Genomic DNA, 17,145 nt, shown 5'->3' with positions numbered 1-17,145 from the left:
CTTCGCCTTCCCCCTGCCGGGGGCAACACCTGAGGCCCGGCGAAGCCGGTTCCTCGGTGTTTCACGCAATAGCCCCGATCAGAACTTGTCGAGCACTGCGCCCGAACTGGCGCTGGACGCATTGAACGCGAACTTCGCCTGCACGCCGCGCGTGTAGCGCGGTGCCGGTGCCTTCCAGCCTTCGCGGCGCTTCGCGATCTCGGCTTCGGGCACGTTCAGTTCGAGCACCAGCTTGTGCGCGTCGATGGTGATCGAGTCGCCTTCGTTCACGAAGGCGATGGTGCCGCCGGCGGCCGCTTCGGGCGCCACATGGCCGACCACCATGCCCCAGGTGCCGCCGGAGAAACGGCCGTCGGTGATCAGGCCGACGCTTTCGCCGAGGCCCGCGCCGATCAGCGCACCCGTGGGTGCCAGCATTTCCGGCATGCCCGGGCCGCCCTTGGGGCCGAGGTAGCGCAGCACCATCACGTCGCCGGCCACGATCTTGCCGGCCAGGATGGCCTGCAGTGCTGACTGCTCGTCGTCGAACACGCGCGCCGGGCCGGTGATGACGGGGTTCTTCAGGCCGGTGATCTTGGCGACCGCGCCTTCGGGCGAGAGGTTGCCCTTCAGGATGGCGAGGTGGCCCTGGTCGTACATCGGCTTGTCGATCGGGCGGATCACGTCCTGGTCGGCGCGCGGCACATCGGGCACGTCCTTCAGCACTTCGGCAATCGTCTGGCCCGAGATGGTGATGCAATCGCCGTGCAGCAGGCCTGCGTTCAGCAGCACCTTCATCACTTGCGGAATGCCGCCCGCCTGGTGCAGGTCGACCGCGAGGTATTTGCCCGATGGCTTCAGGTCGCACAGCACCGGCACCTTCTTGCGCATGCGCTCGAAGTCGTCGATGGTCCATTCGACCTCGGCCGCGTGCGCGATCGCCAGGAAGTGCAGCACCGCATTGGTCGAGCCGCCCGTGGCCATGATCACGGCCACTGCGTTCTCGATGGCCTTCTTGGTCACGATGTCGCGCGGCTTCAGGTCTTTCTTGATGGCTTCGATCAGCACCTTGGCCGATTCCTTGGCCGAGTTGGCTTTTTCATCGTGCGGATTGGCCATGGTCGACGAGTAGGGCAGCGAGATGCCCAGCGCCTCGAAGGCGCTGGACATGGTGTTGGCCGTGTACATGCCGCCGCACGAGCCGGTGCCGGGAATGGCGCGCTTCTCGATCTCGTGCAGGTCTTCGTCGCTCATGTTGCCCGCGGCGTTCTGGCCCACGGCCTCGAACACGCTCACGATGTTCAGGTCTTGCCCCTTGTAGCGACCGGGGAGGATGGTGCCGCCGTACACGTAGATGGCCGGCACGTTGGCGCGCAGCATGCCCATCAGGCCGCCGGGCATGTTCTTGTCGCAGCCGCCGACCACCAGCACGCCGTCCATCCACTGGCCGCCGACGCAGGTTTCGATGCAGTCGGAAATGACTTCGCGGCTGACCAGCGAGTACTTCATGCCCTCGGTGCCCATGGCCATGCCGTCGGAGATGGTGGGCGTGCCGAACACCTGTGCGTTGCCGCCGGCTTCCTCGATGCCGGCGATGGCAGCGTCGGCCAGCTTCTGCAGGCCCGAGTTGCAGGGCGTGATGGTGCTGTGGCCGTTGGCGACGCCGACCATCGGCTTCTTGAAGTCGCCTTCCTCGTAGCCCATGGCGTAGAACATGGAGCGGTTGGGCGCGCGGCTCTTGCCTTCGACGATGTTGGCGCTGCGGCGGTTGATCTGGATCGGCTTGGTGTCCATGGTGTCTCTTCTGTCGTGGGGGATCGGGGGGAACCCAAGTATCGGACTTCTGATTGATTGGTTCCAATCCGTTTTCGAGCACGGATTGATATGCTTCGCATATGAATGAAGCCCTGATCGACCTGCGGGCCTGGCGGCAGTTCGTGGCCGTGGCCGAGGAGCTGCACTTCGGCCGCGCCGCGCTGCGGCTGCACATGACGCAGCCCCCGGTGACGCAGGCCATTGCCCAGCTCGAGAAGACGCTGGGCGTGGTGCTGTTCGACCGCACGCGAAGACGCGTGGCGCTCACGCCCGCCGGCGAGGCCTTGCTGCCCGACGTGCGCGAGCTGCTGGCGCGCGCGCAGGCGCTTCCCGCGCGGGCACGGGCGGCAGCGGCGGGGCAGGTGGGGCGGGTGCGCATCGCCTTCGTCTCGACGGTCGGCTTCGAGCAGCTGCCGGCCTGGGTGCGCGAGTTCCGCGTGCTGTGCCCGGAGGTTGCGCTCGAATTGGTCGAGGCCACCGGCGACGTGCAGCTCGAAGCCTTTGCGCGCGGCGAGATCGATGCCGGGCTGATGCTGCATTCGCCCGGCGCGGCGCCGCCCGGCCTGTCCCGCCTGCCGGTGGAGGAAGAGGCGCTGGTGCTGGCCCTGCCGGCGCAGCACCGGCTCGCCCGCGCACGGCCCGTGCCGCTGGCAGAGGTGCTGGCCGAGCCGCTGGTGATCTTTCCGCGCCGCATCGTGCCGTCGCTGCACGATGCGGTGTTCGACCTCTATCACGCAGCTGGCCGAGTGCCCCAGGTGGCACAGGAGGCGATCCAGATGCAGACCATCGTCAACCTCGTGTCGGGTGGCATCGGCGTGGCCTGGGTGCCGCACAGCGTGATGCAGTTTCGGCGCGCTGGCGTCGTCTACCGGCAGGCCGGCGAATTCAAGGGCGTGGGCCGGCGCCGCGTGGCGCTGCCGGCTTGCGAGACGAGCCTCGTATGGCCGGCGCAGGCTGCGCACCCGGCGCTGGCGCGGTTCGTGGCGTTCGTGCGCGAGCGCACGGCGGGGGCCAAGCAGGGCGCAGGGTCCGCTCGCTGACCAGCAAATTCGCAGAACACCGCGGAACCGGCTTTGCCGGGCCGCAGGTGTTGCCCCCGGCAGGGGGAGGGCGAAGCGACGCGAAGTGCGCGAAGCCTGGGAGCGAGTCATTCGCTCCGGGCACAATCTGCGGATGCTCATGTATCCGCAGATCAATCCCATCGCCCTGCAGCTCGGGCCGGTGGCCATCCACTGGTACGGCCTGACCTACCTGGCCGCGTTTGCGCTGTTCTATTTTCTCGGCACGCGCCGGCTGCATCACGAGCCGTACCGCTCGCTGGTGGGCGCGGGGGTGTGGCAGCGCAAGGACATCGAGGACATTCTTTTTCTCGGCGTGATGGGCGTCATCGTCGGCGGGCGGCTGGGCTACTGCCTGTTCTACAAGCCCGAGTTCTATCTGACGCATCCGCTCGAAATCCTCTACGTGTGGCAGGGCGGAATGAGCTTCCATGGCGGGCTGCTCGGCGTGATCGGTGCGATGGTCTGGTTCTCGCGTTCGCGTGCGCGGCCGTTCTGGCAGGTGATGGACTTCGTCTCGCCCTGCGTGCCGACCGGGCTTGCCGCCGGCCGCGTGGGCAACTTCATCAACGGCGAACTGTGGGGCCGCTTCAGCAGCCCCGATCTGCCCTGGGGCATGGTGTTCCCGCAAAGCGGATCGATGCTGCCGCGCCATCCCTCGCAGGTCTACCAGTTCCTGCTCGAGGGGCTGTTGCTCTTCGTGGTGATGTGGCTCTATGCGCGCAAGGAGCGCAAGCAGGGGCAGGTGGCCGCGGTGTTCCTGATCGGTTATGGCGTGCTGCGCTTCGTGGCCGAGTACTTCCGCGAGCCCGACGACTTCCTCGGCCTGCGCGCGCTGAACCTGAGCCAGGGGCAATGGCTCAGCGTGCCGATGGTGATCGCCGGCATCGCGCTGTGGTTCTGGTTCGGCCGCGCCAACAACAAGACCGCCCCCGCGCAGGCGTGAGTTCGTTCGGCCGGAAGCTTGCAGGGTAAGTCCCAGCCGCGCAGGGCGTGCGCGGCTCTTGCGCCAAATGCTCGGCGGGCTCAGAATTACGCGTAATTACAGGAAATTACGCCATTCCAATGCGCCTGGTTCCCAACTCCCTGCACGACGAAGTCGCTGCCACGCTGCGCGAGCAGATCTTCGACGGCACGCTGGCGCCCGGCAGCTTCGTGGACGAGGCGGCGCTGTGCGAGCGGCTCTCAATTTCCCGTACCCCGTTGCGCGAGGCACTCAAGGTGCTCACCGCAGAGGGCCTGCTGCGGCACGAGCCGCGGCGCGGCTGCTTCGTCAACGAGGTGACCGAACGCGATCTCGACGAGATCTTTCCCGTCATCGCGCTGCTCGAGGGCCGCTGTGCCTACGAGGCCGCGCGCAACGCCAGCGACGCCGAGCTCAACGAACTCGATGCGCTGCACGAGCGGCTGGTGCGCCACGCCAGGGCGCGCCGCATCAATGACTACTACGCCACCAACCACATCATTCACGAGGCGATCATCAAGCTCGCCGACAACAAGTGGCTGGCGCAGGTGATCGGCGACCTGCGCAAGATCCTCAAACTCGCGCGGCTGCAGCAGCTGCATGCGCCGGGGCGGCTCGACCAGAGCCTGTCCGAGCACCTGGCCGTGTTCGCGGCGCTCAAGGCGCGCGACAGCGAAGGCGCAGACGCCGCCATGCGCACGCACATGACGCGCCAGCGCGAAGCGCTGCGTGAAGTCGCGCGCCAGCAGAAATCCAGGGTAATGCCGTGACCGCCGAACGCGCCATGCCCGCCCCCCCAAGCATTGGAGTGCCCCGATGAGTGCGACCGAATGGTTCCAGGCGCGGCTGCGTTCTGGCGAAAAGTCCAAGGTGCCGGTGGCGTCGGAAGGCGCCGCCAAGGGCGCGTCGAAGAGCGCGCCCAAGCCCAGCGCACGTTCCACCGCCGAGCGCCTGCAGGCCACGCTGCGCAAGGCCGACGAAGCCTTGTCGCCGCGCGCGCTGCGCCGCGTGCTGGCCGACCTGCAGGCCGTGATCGATCCGCGCGTGAGCGAGGTCGAGGGCGGCCGCCGCGCGCATGCCATCGCCGACGCCTACCGCGCCGCCACGCCCGAGGAGCGCCGCGACTACTGGGCCCTGATGAGCGAGCATTTCGCCGCCGACGCGCAAAAGCTCGAGACCGCCCGCAACCAGCACCAGGCTGCCGTGGGCACGCCCGACGAAGGCCAGGCCGAGCTGCGCCTGCGCCGCGCGCTGGTGTCGCCGCGCATGCGCCTGCTGCAGCGCTTCGCGGTCGAGCCTGAAGGCATGCGCTTCCTGGTCGATCTGCGCGCGGACCTGCTGCCGTGCCTGAAGGCCGACAAGCGCCTTCTTGCGCTCGACGCCGAGCTGGAGCATCTGTTCTCCACTTGGTTCGACGTGGCCTTCCTCGAACTGCGCCGCATCGACTGGGACTCGCCGGCCTCGCTGATCGAGAAGCTCATCCGCTACGAGGCGGTGCACGACATCAAGAGCTGGTCCGACGTGAAGAACCGGCTCGACGACAGCGACCGCCGCTGCTATGGCTTCTTCCATCCGCGCCTGCCCAACGAGCCGCTGATCTTCGTCGAGGTGGCGCTGGTCGACCGCATCAGCGACGGCATCACGCCGCTGCTCGACGAGGCTGCCGTGCCCGTGCTGCCGGCCAGGGCCACCACCGCCATCTTCTATTCGATCAGCAACACGCAGAACGGCCTGCGCGGCGTGAGCTTCGGCGACTCGCTCATCAAGCGCGTGGTCGAGACGCTCCAGGACGAACTGCCACGCTTGAAGACCTTCGCCACGTTGTCGCCCATTCCGGGCTTTCGGACCTGGCTCGCGAAGAACGTCGTCGACCTGCTGCCGCGCCTGGACGAGAAGCGCGAAGCCGAACTCGGCCGCCTCGTCGGCTCGCTGCCGCCGACCGCCGAGCGCCTGCTCGCCGCGGCGGACTCTGCCGCCACCTTCGACGCGAAGTCACCGCTGCGCCAATGGCTGATGCAGGCCGCCGCCGAATACCTCGGCCGCGCGCTGGTCGACGGTACGCCGGCCGACCCGGTCGCGCGCTTCCACCTGGGCAACGGTGCCCGCGTGGAGCGCCTGAACTGGGCCGGCGACCCGTCGCCCAAGGGGCACAAGCAGTCGTACGGGCTCATGGTCAACTATCTCTACGACCTCAAACGTCTGGACAAACATCGCACCTGGCTGGCGGACGGCAAGGTGGCTGTATCGGGAGACATCGAAAGCCTGTACTTCAAAAAAGGCTGATGGCGTTCGCAGGCCGGTGGCAAACAGTACGCCGGACACCGCATCGGGCGGCAAGATCCACAACGACAAACTGGAGATGAGACAAATGAATCCAAGCTTTCAACGCCGTGACGTCTTGCGCGCGGCTGCCGCCGGTGCGGCCGTTCTCTGCGGTGCTGCCCGGGCCCAGCAGGGCTGGCCGACGAAACCGGTGACGATGATCGTGCCGTTCCCGGCCGGCGGCGGGACCGATGCGTTCGCGCGGCCGCTCTCGGGCCAGTTCTCGCGCATCGCGGGGCAGACGCTGGTCATCGACAACCGCGGTGGGGCAGGGGGCACACTGGGCGCGAGCATCGCCGCCAAGGCGCCTGCCGATGGCTACACGCTGTTCATGGGCGCGGTGCACCATGCGATCGCGCCGTCGATCTACCCGAAGCTCGACTACGACATCGAGAAAGACTTCGTGCCGCTGATGCTGCTGGCCAACGTGCCGCAGGTGGTGGTGATCAACCCGAAGCGCGTGCAGGTCAACACGGTCCAGGAGTTCATCGCGCTGGCCAAGCGCAACCCCGGCAAGTTCAACTACGGCTCGGCCGGCTCGGGCACCTCGCACCATCTGGCGGGCGAGCTGTTCAAGCTCCAGACAGGCACCTTCATCACCCATATTCCGTACCGCGGCGCGGGCCCGGCACTGTCCGACCTGATCTCGGGCAACGTCGACCTGATGTTCGACGGTTTGGGCTCCTCGGCCCAGCACATCAAGAGTGGCCGCATCAAGGCGCTGATGGTCGCGGGCAGCAAGCGCAACCCCGCCTTTCCCGACGTGCCCTGCGCGGCCGAAGTGGGCCTGCCCGACTACACCGTCACCACGTGGTACGGGCTGTGGGCGCCCAAGGGCACGCCAGCCGAAGCGCAGGCGCGCGCGATCGACGACATGAAGAAGGCGCTCGCCACCGATGACCTGAAAGCCATCTGGGCCCAGAACGGCTCCGAGATCCCGAACCTCACCACCACCGCCTACGGCAGCTTCGTCAATGCCGAGATCAGGCGCTGGGCCGCGGTGGTGAAGGCATCAGGCGCCAAGCTCGAATGACCGATAGCTGCATTTCGCTGCGCCGGGAAGGCGCCATCGCGGTCGTCGCTTTGTCGAACCCAGGGCGCCTCAACGCCATGACGCGCGCCATGTGGCGCGAGCTGCGCGCCGTGTTCGACGGCCTCGGCGGTGACGACGATGGCCTGCGCTGCGTCGTCGTGCGCGGCGAGGGCGCAGCCTTCTGCGCGGGTGGCGACATTTCCGAATATCCGTCGTTTCGCTTCGAAGAGCCGAGCCTGCGCGAGTTCCACGAGAACGAAGTGTGGGCCGCGCTGCAGGCCATGCTCGATTGCCCGCTGCCGCTTGTCGCGCAGATCGAGGGCGCCTGCATGGGCGCGGGCGTCGAGATCGCCAGCTGCTGCGACATCCGCCTGGCCGGCGCGTCGGCGAAGTTCGGCGCGCCCATCGCCAGGCTCGGTTTTCCGATGGCACCGCGCGAAGCCGCGCTGGTGCATGGCGCCATCGGCGATGTGCTCGCGCGCGACATGCTGCTGGCCGCCGGCGTGCACGGGGCGCAGCGTCTGTACGACGCGGGCTTTCTGCTGCAGGTGCTGCCGGACAACGAAGTGGCGCTCGCGGTGCAATCCCATGCCGCACGCATCGCCGCGCTCGCGCCGCAGGCCGCACGCCTGCACAAGAAGACCTTTGCCGCGCTGCGTGCCGGCGCCCCATCCGCCGACGGCCTGCTTGCCAGTGCCTACGACTACGCCGACTCCGCGGAGCACCGCGAAGGCATCGCCGCCTTTCTCGCGAAGCGGCCCCCGAATTTCTGAAGAGAAGAAACCGTCCGATGAAGAAGACCGCCAACGCCAACCTGTTCGCCGCCCTGCGCGCGGCATTTCCCGCCGACCTCGACCGCATCGCCGTCGAGACCGACAACGGCCTGTTCTATTCGTGGCGCGACATCGAGCGCGCAAGCGCCATGATCGCGAACCTGCTCGACGCGCTGGGCCTGGAGAAGGGCGCACGCATCGCGGTGCAGGTCGAGAAGTCGGTCGAGGCGATGCTGCTGTACCTCGCCACGCTGCGCGCGGGCTATGTGTTCCTGCCGCTCAACACGGCCTACCAGAGCGCCGAGATCGAATACTTCATCGGCAACGCCGAGCCGGCCGTGGTGGTGTGCACCAGCCGCAATGCCTCGTGGGTCGCGCCGATTGCCGCCGCGGCGGGTACGAAGCACGTCTTCACGCTGGACGACGACCGCACCGGCACGTTGCTCGAAATGGCCGCGCAGTGCAGCGACCGGCACACGGTGGCACAGCGCAAGACCGGCGACATGGCCGCCATCCTCTACACCAGCGGCACCACCGGCCGCAGCAAGGGCGCGATGCTCACGCACGGCAACCTGCTGTCGAACGCCCAGGTGCTGAAGGACTACTGGGGCTGGACCGAAGGCGACGTGCTGATCCACGCGCTGCCCATCTTCCACGTGCATGGCCTGTTCGTGGCGCTGCACGGCGCGCTGCTCAACGGCAGCAAGATGCTGTGGTTCTCGAAGTTCGAGCCGAAGCGCGTCGTCGCGAAGCTGCCCGAGGCGACGGTGTTCATGGGCGTGCCCACGCTGTACGTGCGGCTGCTGGCCGAGCCGGGCCTCACGCGCGAGGCGGTGCGCAACATGCGGCTGTTCGTCGCGGGCTCGGCGCCGCTCCTGATCGAGACCTTCGACGAATGGCGCGAGCGCACCGGCCACACCATCCTCGAGCGCTACGGCATGAGCGAGACGGCCATGCTCACGTCCAACCCCTACAGGCCGGAACAGGGCGAACGCCGCGGCGGCACCGTCGGCTTTGCGCTGCCGGGCGTGCAACTGCGCGTACGCGACGACAGCGGCCGCAGCTGCGCCACCGACGAGATCGGCAACATCGAAGTCAGCGGCCCCAACGTGTTCGCGGGCTACTGGCGCATGCCCGAGAAGACGAAGGAAGAGTTCACCGCCGACGGCTTCTTCAAGACCGGCGACGTGGGCAAGATCGACGGCCGGGGCTACATCACCATCGTCGGGCGCAGCAAGGACCTGATCATCAGCGGTGGCTACAACGTGTACCCGGCGGAGATCGAGGGCTACATCAACGAGATGGCCGGTGTGGCGGAAAGCGCCGTGGTCGGCGTGCCGCACCCCGACTTCGGCGAGGTGGGCGTGGCCATCGTCATTCCCAAGGCGGGCTCTTCGCTCGATGCCGATGCCATCGTGGCCGAGCTCAAGTCGAAGCTCGCGAACTTCAAGATCCCCAAGCGCTGCTTCGTGGTGCCGGAGCTGCCGCGCAACACCATGGGCAAGGTGCAGAAGGCGCTGCTGCGCGCTGAGCACAAGGGGCTGTTCGCCGCCTGAGACTGCCTACGAAGCGGGCGCGAGCCCGTTCATCAGCCCGCTGCCCGCGTGGCAGTTGACGTACTCGTAGCTCTGCTCGTCGGCCTTGAGCACCGACACCTCGTGGTACACGCGCAGCTGCAGCTGGAAGTTCAGCGCCTGCACGTAGCGCATGAAGCTGCCGAAGATCGCGACGTGCGTGGGGTGCGACTCGGCCCAGCGCTCCATATCGGCCAGCGCGCGCCAGTAGCTCAGGCCGAATGACTTCTGCAGTGTCGCTCCCTGCGCGTCGAGGTGGCGCATATAGCGGTTGCTGTAGCAGCCGATGCCCAGCCCTTGGTCGCGCAGGAAGTCCATGCCTTCGCGCAGCACCGGTTCCATGTCCTGCAGGTAGAGCGTGCGTTCCTGGCCGGTGGTCTCGGTCCATTCCTGGCCGGAGCGGATCATCGCGAGGTTCTCGTGGCCCGCGATGCGAACGCGCTGCCCCGGCGCCGGCGTACCCGCGATCACCGCGCGCATGCCCGAGGGCGCCATCGCGTCGGTCTGCGAGAGCGGGATGCGGTCGCGCATCGAACCCCAGTAGCCGTGCTCCTGCAGCTCGCCGCTGACCCCGCCCATCACCACACCGACCCCTTCGAAGCGGTCGGGTGTGTTGAACATGGTCTCGAAGTGCTCGACGCGCGGCGAGGCGATCTCGCGGAAGTAGCCCAGGCCTTCCCTGAGCCGCTCGTCGGAGCGCCACCAAGCGTCGACCGCGGGCGTCGCGCACCAGCGCGCGTAGGCTGCGGGATCGCTCCAATAGGCGATGGCGATCATGTTGTCGAAGCCTTCGGCGTCGACGTAATGCGTCAGGTCGTGATGGCCGGGGCCGTCGGGCAGGGCGAAGTCGCGTGCGATCTTCATCAGCGCGGCGCAGGCACGGCCCTGCATTTCAGCGCCGCGCGACTGCACGCCGAAGTAGCCCATCACCACCTGCTTCACCGCGACCGGGGCCCGCGCCGACCACACGGGGTAGGGCGGCACGTAGTCGTTTTCCACGCGGCGATGGCGCGTGCGGGGGCACTTCAGGTGCTCGTCGATGGCGGATTCCATGGCGTGCCTCCGCTGCTTCAGGCTGCGACCGGCTCGGACACGGCGCCTTCGGGCTCGGCCTTGGGCCCCGGCGACGCCGCCTGCTGCACCACGACCGGTTCGCGGCGCGTCTTATTGAGCAGCAGCTGCGTGACATCGGGCCGCGAGTAGTGGCCGCTGGGGTCGGCGGCAGCCTTGGCGAGAGAGATCATGCCGAGGTCGATGTCCGCAACGACCAGGCCTTCCTCGTCTTCCGCCAAGGGCGTGCCCAGCGGCGAGCCGTCGGGTGCGTAGATGCGCGCATAGCCGCCGCCGGTGCGCAGCATCTGCTGCTTGCCGGCATCGGTGCACATCAGTTCGCTCATGGCCTTCGACACGGTGGCGCAGGGCGCGATCACGAAGCACTGGCCCTCGGCCGCATAGACCTGGCTCGCGGCGTTGTTGACCTCGGGCCCCAGCGCGTAGGCAGCGCCTCGGTACAGCGAGAAGCTCGGCCAGGCGCCGCAGTGGATCTGCTCGTTCTGCGAATACATCGCGTACTTGCTCAGAGGCTGCAGGTGCTCCCAGCACGAGAGCGAACCGATGTTGCCCAGCGGTGTCTCGACCACGGCAAGGTCGGAGCCGTCGCCTTCGCCGAACACCGTGCGCTCCACGTGCGTGGGCTTGAGCTTGCGCCGCGTCTGCACCGTGTCGCCCTGGTCGTCGATGAGCGCCTGTGCGATGTAGAGGCTGCCCGCGGCCTTCTCGCTGTAGCCCAGCGACACCCAGATCCCGAGCTTGCGCGCGGCCTCCCTGACGCGGTCGAACTCGGCCGAACCGACCACCAGCGAGTTGTCGTGATAGCGCTGCACGAACTGCATGCCCCAGGCCGGCGAGTCGAGCCAGATCCACCATGGGTAGCCGGGCACCCAGGTCTCGGGAAAGGCGACGAGCTTCACGCCCTGTTTCGCGGCCTGCGCCATGAGGTCGATGGTCTTGTCGATGGTGCCGTCGAGGTCGAGGAACACGGGCGAGGCTTGTACTGCTGCAACGCGCAGCTTGGGATGAACGGTGGTCGGCATGAAGTTTCTCCAGATGCAATGGAAGTAACGGGGCGTGGGCCGCAAGCACCGGGTTTGCGCTGTGGCATGCGGGTTGCTTGAAGCGTAGATTCGCGCCGCCGGAACGCCTTGACCCGGTTTGGCGGCGTTCTTGTTCCAGCGTTGCATGCCTTGCCTGCTCCTGCTGTCCAGGCTTTCCGAGGAACCCCCGATGACCCAGTTGCTCAGCACCGACGCCGTCCCGCGCGACCAGCGGCTCGCCTACTGGACCGACATGATCTGCAACGTCTACGTGCAGCTCGGCTGCGACCCGGTGCGCGAGGGCGAGGCCGGCGATTTCGAAGGCAGCATCCGCCAGCACACGCTGCCCGGGCTCGACGTGTCGGTCGTCACCTCGGGGCCGCAGAAGGTGATGCGCACGCCGGGGCATATCTCGCATTCCAGCGACGACTACTTCCTCGTGAGCATCCAGGCGCGCGGCCAGGGCGTGGTGCGGCAGGACGGCCGCGATGCGGTGCTGTCGGCCGGCGACTTCGCGCTGTACGACAGCACGCGGCCCTACCAACTGCTGTTCGACCAGTCCTTCGAGCAGATCGTGCTCAAGCTGCCCGGCGAGCGCCTGCGCAGCGAGCTGCGCGACACCGAGGCGCTGACGGCCACCACGGTTTCGGGACGCGAAGGCGCGGGGCACCTGCTGCTGAGCATGATCCGCACGCTGCGTGAGGACATCGACACGCTGCAGCCGGCATCGGCCCTCGCGGTGGCCAACGGCGTGCAGAACATCCTGGTGGCCGGGCTGCAGACCTTGCCGGTGGCGAGCGCGCCTTCGCTGAGCAATCTCGCGGCTTACCACCTCGCGCGCGTGAAGCGGCGCATCGACGAGCAGCTAGCCGATCCATCGCTGTCGGTGAGCACGCTGGCGGCCGGGCTGGGCGTGTCGGTGAGCCACGTCCACCGCGTGTTCAAGAGCGAGCCGCTCACGCCCTCGCAGTACATCTGGGAGCGCAGGCTGGAGGCATGCAGCCGCGACCTGCTGGAGCCGCGCCTCGCGGGCCGCCCCGTGGCCGACATCGCCTACAGCCGGGGATTCAACGACGCGGCGCATTTCAGCCGCGCGTTCAAGGAGCGCTTCGGCTGCTCGCCGCGCGAATGGCGGCAGCAGCGCACGCAGTAGCGACGAAGAAAACTACTGCACCAGCAGCACCGTGGTGTTCGTCTCGGCGATCACCTTGGTGGCGACCGAGCCCATCAGCGCGCGGCCGAAGATGCCATGGCCGTGGGTGCCGAGCACGATCAGCCCCGCTTGCGCTGCAGTGGCCGACTTGAGGATTTCCTCGGCCACGTGGCCGTGGCGCGATTCCACCGTGTAGTTGCTCACGCCGCTCTCGGCGAACAGCGCCTTCACGGGGTCGAGCACCTTGGCACTTTCCTCCGCGTAGTAGTCCGCGACGATCTCCTTGCTCAGGTGGCGCGAGACGTGGCCCGAGATGCCGGTGCACACGTTCACCACCACCAGCTGATGCCCGTCCACGAACATGCCCCGGTTGGACAACAGGTAGTCGAGCGCCTTGCGGGTGTAGGCGCTGCCATCGACGGCGATGAGGATTTTCATGAGGCCGTTATACGGCGCGGTCCTTCGCGCCGCAATGGGACGGACCTCGGGCGCGAAGGGCTTTTTCGCCCGACGGATCAGCCGTGCAGCCCCTTCCAGAGCATGTAGGCCGCCAGCAGGTACAGGATGCTCGCGAACACGCGCTTGAGCTTCCTCACCGGCAGGCTGTGCGCGGCCTTCGCGCCCAACGGCGCGGTGAACACGCTGCAAATGGCGATCACAGCCAGCGCGGGCAGCCAGATGTAGCCGAAGGAGCCCGCCGGCAGGCCCTGCACCGACTGGCCGCTGACCGCATAGCCGAGCACGTTTGCCACCGCGATCGGAAAGCCCAGCGCCGCGCTGGTCGCCACCGCGTTGTGGATCGACACGTTGCACCACGTCATGAACGGCACGCTGATGAAGCCGCCGCCCGCGCCCACGAGGCCCGAGATGAAGCCGATCACACCGCCCGCCGCGAGCTGGCCGCCCGCACCCGGCATCTGCCGTGTAGGCGCGGGCTTCTTGTCGAGGAACATCTGCGTGGCCGAGAAGCCCACGAACAGCGCGAAGAAGATGGCGAGCGCCGTGCCCTTGAGCAGCGAGAACACGCCGAGGCTGCCCACCAGGCTGCCGATGACGATGCCGGGCGCGAGCCGCCGCACGATGTCCCAGCGCACCGCGCCGCGCTTGTGATGCGCGCGCACGCTCGACACCGACGTGAAGATGATCGTCGCCATCGAGGTCGCGATCGCCATCTTCACCGCGAGGTCGGCCGGCACGCCGCGATGGCCCATGATGATCGTGATGAACGGCACCATCAGCATGCCGCCGCCGATGCCCAGCAGGCCCGCGAGAAAACCGGTGCCAAGGCCCAGGGCGGCGAGTTCGGCAATCAGGATGGGGTCGAGCAGGGCAGCGAAGTTCACGGGAAGGTCAGGCGAGGGGAGTTTGGAAAAAGCAACGGCCCCATGCAGTGGATGCAGGGGGCCGTGGCAGGAATAGGTGTCTGCAGGTGATGTGCCGGACCCGCATCCTGAACCAGGGTTCAGGTGGGCGAGGGCAGCAGGACTTCGGGTTCATCTGACGCGAGATGATCACGCCCGTCGAGCGATGTACCAAGCCCGGCTCCGGAGAGCATTGGAACAAGGAAATATTAAGCCCGACACAGTCTGCAGACGGAGTGGATTTTACGCTTCGTCTGTCTCCCTGCGGGATTCATTCAGAGTAAATGTCCATCGCCGGCCAGGGCCTGATCGAGTCTTTGAATGAGTTGCGCGGCCTTCGGGTCGGCATCGCCGCTGTCTGCTGTGGCGGCAACGGCGGGCGCCGCCATTGGTGCGGCTGCGGCCTGCTGCTGTGCCGCCAGATCGAACGCCAGGTTCAGCGAGGCCAGCACCGCGATGCGATCGCGGGCCTTGACTTTTCCCGCATCGCGGATCTTGCACATGGCCGCGTCCACGCGTTCGACGGCTTCGCGCAGCTGCGCCTCGCCGCCATCGGGGCAGCCGAGCAGATAGCTCTGGCCCATGATCTGTACTTCAATCTGCTTCATGCGGGGGAATCTTCGGAAGGTGGTTCAGCCGGCAGCCGTTCGAGCAGGGCATCGAGACGCGTGCGAGCCGCGGCGAGGCGCGACTTCAGGCCGTCGCGTTCGCGCGTGAGCGCATCGACCTGCTCCTGCAGCAACGCATTGGTGCGTTGCACCTCTTCGTGACGCACGAGCAGTCGTTCAACACGCTCGGCGATCTGGTCGATGGGGCTGGAGGCGGGCATGGTTGGCGATTGTAGTTTCACGGGGAGGCGGTCCCGCCGAGGCCTGGCGCGGCACGCGGCGCAATCCGGATTCTGCGACCTCGCAGTCCGTCGATCAAACCTTTCATGGCTCGCTCAGCCGCACGTAGGTGGCGAGCAGCGCGCTCTTCGCTGCCACGCCCAGCAGCACCGGGTTGGCCGTGCTCTCGATCACCGGCAGCCGCTCGCCCAGGTGGTCCAGGAAGCGCTGAAGCGCTTCGCCCAGGCCAGTGTCGGCGGTCAGCGGCAGGATGGCCTGTGAGAGCAAGGCGCTCGCGGTCGTCTCGGCAGGTGCCGTACCAAGAGCCGACAGCGGCACCACGCCGAGATAGCGGTTGTCCGCATCGACCACGTACAGGTACTTCACGGGGTGCTGCAGGAAGAGCTTGCTCATCGCCTCGCGGTCCGCCTCGGGCCTGACCACCGTTTCGGCCGGCTGCACCAGGTCGCGCATGTGCAGCCCGCGCAAGCGCATCTGTGCGTCGCGCTGTTCGTTGCGGCGCAGGGTGATCTCGTACATCGAGCCGGCGTTGGCCGAGCGCGCGACGAAATATGCGATGACGCTCGCCGCCATCAGCGGCAGCATGACCTGGTAGCTCAGCGTCATCTCGAAGATCATCAGGATCGCCATCAGCGGCGCCTGCGTCGCGCCCGCCAGGAACGCACCCATGCCGACGATGGCATAGGCGAACGGCGCCGAGCTTGCGGCCGGCCACAGCGCCTGTACGCCCTGGCCGAACAGCGCACCCACCATGCAGCCGAAGAACAGCGCGGGCGTGAACACGCCGCCCACCGCGCCCGAACCGGCCGTGGCCAGCGTGGCGACCGCCTTGGCTGCCAGCACCATCGCGATCAACGTCCACGGCCAGGGCGTGTGCAGCACCGCATTGACCACGCTGTAGCCGTTGCCCCAGACCTCGGGCACGGGCACAGACACCACGCCCATCACCAAGCCGCCCAAAGCCAGCCGCCACGGCAGCGTCAGCAGCAATCGCGAGAACAGTGCGCGGCTGCCCTGCAGCGCACGCAGGAAGCCGACCGCGGCAAAGCCCAGCAGCACGCCGAGCACGCAGAACAGCATGACGTCGGCGCCATGGATCTCCGGGAACGCCGGCATCCTGTACGGCGGCTGGTAGCCGGGCAGCGCCCGCATCGCCACGTTGGCGACCACCGAGGCGATGATGATCGGCCCCACGTTCTCCATTGCGATCGAGCCCAGCACGATCTCGGCGACGAAGAAGGCGCCGGCGATGGGCGCGTTGTAGGCCGCGGTCAGGCCCGCCGCCGCGCCGCAGGCCACCAGCAGCCGCAGCCGCTCGACCGGAAAGCGGAACACCCGCCCCAACAGCGAAGCCGCCAGCGCCGCCAGCTGCACCATCGAGCCCTCGCGCCCGATGGAGCCGCCGCTGCCGATGCTCACCAGCGACGACGCACTGCGCGCCAGCGTCTGCGCCACCGGGATGCGTCCGTCGCCGAGCACGATGGCTTCCATGTAGTCGGAGGTGGCGCTGCGCTGCGCGACGCGTTTCGCCAGCACGAGCAGCAGCCCGGCCACCAGCCCGCCCAGCGTGGGGCAGGCAATGCGCGCCCACCACGGCAGGTGCTTCGCCATCGCCACCAGCCCTTCGCCCGGCCCGAGCACCAGGTGCTCGAAGGCAAGGAGCGCCGCGCGGAAGACTTCGGTCGCCAGCGTGCCCAGCAGGCCGGCCCCGATGGACCACAGCAGCATCGACTGCCAGCCCGAGATGCCGAAGAGACGCTGCAGCGCTGAACGAAGATCCAGGAAAACCGAGGCGGGCCGCATCATGGCCGCCGATGTTAGCGGCGACCGCAACTTTCGAATTAACCCGCCGCCGGCAGGCTCTAAAATCCCGCCCGTTGGTGCCTGCGGCGTGGTTCACGCGCCGCGGTTCAACGGGAAGCAGGAGTGGAAGCCCCCGACCTCATCAGGTCGGAACAAGGCCGAAGCCGCCTGCGCTGCCCCCGCAACGGTCAAGCAGACGGCGCCGCAAGGCGCCAACCCCTTTCCATCGAAGCCACTGGGTGCCCTGAAACAGGCGCCTGGGAAGGCGGCAGGGGTCGTTCTGCCAGCCCGGATACCGGCCAACAAGGCGGCTGCCGCATGCGTGATCGTTGCATGGGGCGGCCATGGCGCCCAGGCGCCGGCGGGGAG

At 67.8% G+C, this 17,145-nt stretch carries 16 protein-coding genes and 1 riboswitch; of the genes, 8 read left to right on the top strand and 8 right to left on the bottom strand.

Annotated elements, in window-relative coordinates; genetic code table 11:
• Positions 1 to 78: 78 nt before the first annotated feature.
• Positions 79 to 1,773: a dihydroxy-acid dehydratase gene (ilvD, locus tag AC1DFC_RS04580; RefSeq protein ID WP_007829745.1), complete on the bottom strand. Its 1,695-nt coding sequence runs from the start codon at positions 1,771 to 1,773 to the stop codon at positions 79 to 81.
• Between the two features lie 101 nt (positions 1,774 to 1,874).
• Between ilvD and AC1DFC_RS04575 the strand changes: the two genes are divergently transcribed.
• The 7 genes from AC1DFC_RS04575 (at position 1,875) to AC1DFC_RS04545 (ending at position 9,500) form a co-directional block, all read left to right on the top strand.
• On the top strand, positions 1,875 to 2,834 hold the full coding sequence (locus tag AC1DFC_RS04575) for a LysR family transcriptional regulator (protein WP_007829744.1): 960 nt from the start codon (positions 1,875 to 1,877) through the stop codon (positions 2,832 to 2,834).
• 133 nt (positions 2,835 to 2,967) lie between these two features.
• On the top strand, positions 2,968 to 3,798 hold the full coding sequence (gene lgt / locus AC1DFC_RS04570) for a prolipoprotein diacylglyceryl transferase (protein WP_042672845.1): 831 nt from the start codon (positions 2,968 to 2,970) through the stop codon (positions 3,796 to 3,798).
• A 119-nt stretch (positions 3,799 to 3,917) separates the two neighbouring features.
• Complete coding sequence (locus tag AC1DFC_RS04565; protein WP_007829742.1) at positions 3,918 to 4,586, top strand: GntR family transcriptional regulator; 669 nt, start codon at positions 3,918 to 3,920, stop codon at positions 4,584 to 4,586.
• A gap of 46 nt (positions 4,587 to 4,632) precedes the next feature.
• Positions 4,633 to 6,099 (top strand): malonyl-CoA decarboxylase, encoded by a 1,467-nt coding sequence (locus tag AC1DFC_RS04560; protein WP_056592479.1) that lies wholly within the window; start codon positions 4,633 to 4,635, stop codon positions 6,097 to 6,099.
• Positions 6,100 to 6,184: 85 nt separating this feature from the next.
• A complete protein-coding gene (locus tag AC1DFC_RS04555; RefSeq protein WP_042672844.1) occupies positions 6,185 to 7,171 on the top strand; it encodes a Bug family tripartite tricarboxylate transporter substrate binding protein in 987 nt (328 codons plus the stop codon).
• Positions 7,168 to 7,944, top strand: a complete 777-nt coding sequence (locus tag AC1DFC_RS04550; protein ID WP_413333317.1) for an enoyl-CoA hydratase/isomerase family protein — start codon at positions 7,168 to 7,170, stop codon at positions 7,942 to 7,944. Before AC1DFC_RS04555 ends, AC1DFC_RS04550 begins: the two co-directional genes overlap by 4 nt.
• 17 nt (positions 7,945 to 7,961) lie before the next feature.
• On the top strand, positions 7,962 to 9,500 hold the full coding sequence (locus AC1DFC_RS04545) for a malonate--CoA ligase (protein WP_478178719.1): 1,539 nt from the start codon (positions 7,962 to 7,964) through the stop codon (positions 9,498 to 9,500).
• A gap of 6 nt (positions 9,501 to 9,506) precedes the next feature.
• On the opposite strand, the gene AC1DFC_RS04540 is transcribed toward AC1DFC_RS04545, so the two are convergent.
• Together AC1DFC_RS04540 and AC1DFC_RS04535 are read right to left on the bottom strand one after the other, a co-directional pair.
• Entirely contained in the window at positions 9,507 to 10,571 is a 1,065-nt protein-coding gene (locus AC1DFC_RS04540; protein ID WP_007829734.1) for a phenylacetaldoxime dehydratase family protein, read from the bottom strand.
• Between the two features lie 17 nt (positions 10,572 to 10,588).
• A complete protein-coding gene (locus AC1DFC_RS04535) occupies positions 10,589 to 11,611 on the bottom strand; it encodes a carbon-nitrogen hydrolase family protein (protein WP_413333312.1) in 1,023 nt (340 codons plus the stop codon).
• Between the two features lie 190 nt (positions 11,612 to 11,801).
• Between AC1DFC_RS04535 and AC1DFC_RS04530 the strand changes: the two genes are divergently transcribed.
• Positions 11,802 to 12,764: an AraC-like ligand-binding domain-containing protein gene (locus AC1DFC_RS04530; RefSeq protein ID WP_478178718.1), complete on the top strand. Its 963-nt coding sequence runs from the start codon at positions 11,802 to 11,804 to the stop codon at positions 12,762 to 12,764.
• Positions 12,765 to 12,776: 12 nt separating this feature from the next.
• On the opposite strand, the gene AC1DFC_RS04525 is transcribed toward AC1DFC_RS04530, so the two are convergent.
• From AC1DFC_RS04525 to AC1DFC_RS04505, 5 genes are all read right to left on the bottom strand, one after another.
• Positions 12,777 to 13,202, bottom strand: a complete 426-nt coding sequence (locus tag AC1DFC_RS04525) for a universal stress protein (RefSeq protein WP_007829729.1) — start codon at positions 13,200 to 13,202, stop codon at positions 12,777 to 12,779.
• A 77-nt stretch (positions 13,203 to 13,279) separates the two neighbouring features.
• Complete coding sequence (locus AC1DFC_RS04520) at positions 13,280 to 14,107, bottom strand: sulfite exporter TauE/SafE family protein (RefSeq protein ID WP_007829727.1); 828 nt, start codon at positions 14,105 to 14,107, stop codon at positions 13,280 to 13,282.
• 293 nt (positions 14,108 to 14,400) lie between these two features.
• A complete protein-coding gene (locus AC1DFC_RS04515) occupies positions 14,401 to 14,733 on the bottom strand; it encodes a cell division protein ZapA (RefSeq protein ID WP_007829725.1) in 333 nt (110 codons plus the stop codon).
• Positions 14,730 to 14,954, bottom strand: a complete 225-nt coding sequence (locus AC1DFC_RS04510; protein ID WP_007829722.1) for a hypothetical protein — start codon at positions 14,952 to 14,954, stop codon at positions 14,730 to 14,732. The genes AC1DFC_RS04515 and AC1DFC_RS04510 overlap by 4 nt, the downstream gene beginning before the upstream one ends.
• A 103-nt stretch (positions 14,955 to 15,057) precedes the next feature.
• The gene (locus AC1DFC_RS04505) at positions 15,058 to 16,779 is read right to left on the bottom strand and encodes a ClcB-like voltage-gated chloride channel protein (RefSeq protein WP_478178717.1); all 1,722 of its coding nucleotides are present in this window, start codon (positions 16,777 to 16,779) and stop codon (positions 15,058 to 15,060) included.
• 55 nt (positions 16,780 to 16,834) lie between these two features.
• Positions 16,835 to 17,094, top strand: a riboswitch (cobalamin riboswitch).
• The last annotated feature ends 51 nt before the right edge of the window (positions 17,095 to 17,145 follow it).

The sequence above is a fragment of the Variovorax sp. 10L421 genome, assembly GCF_056395365.1.
The sequence above is the reverse complement of the archived record's forward strand: the minus strand, read 5'-3'. Positions and strand labels throughout refer to the sequence as shown.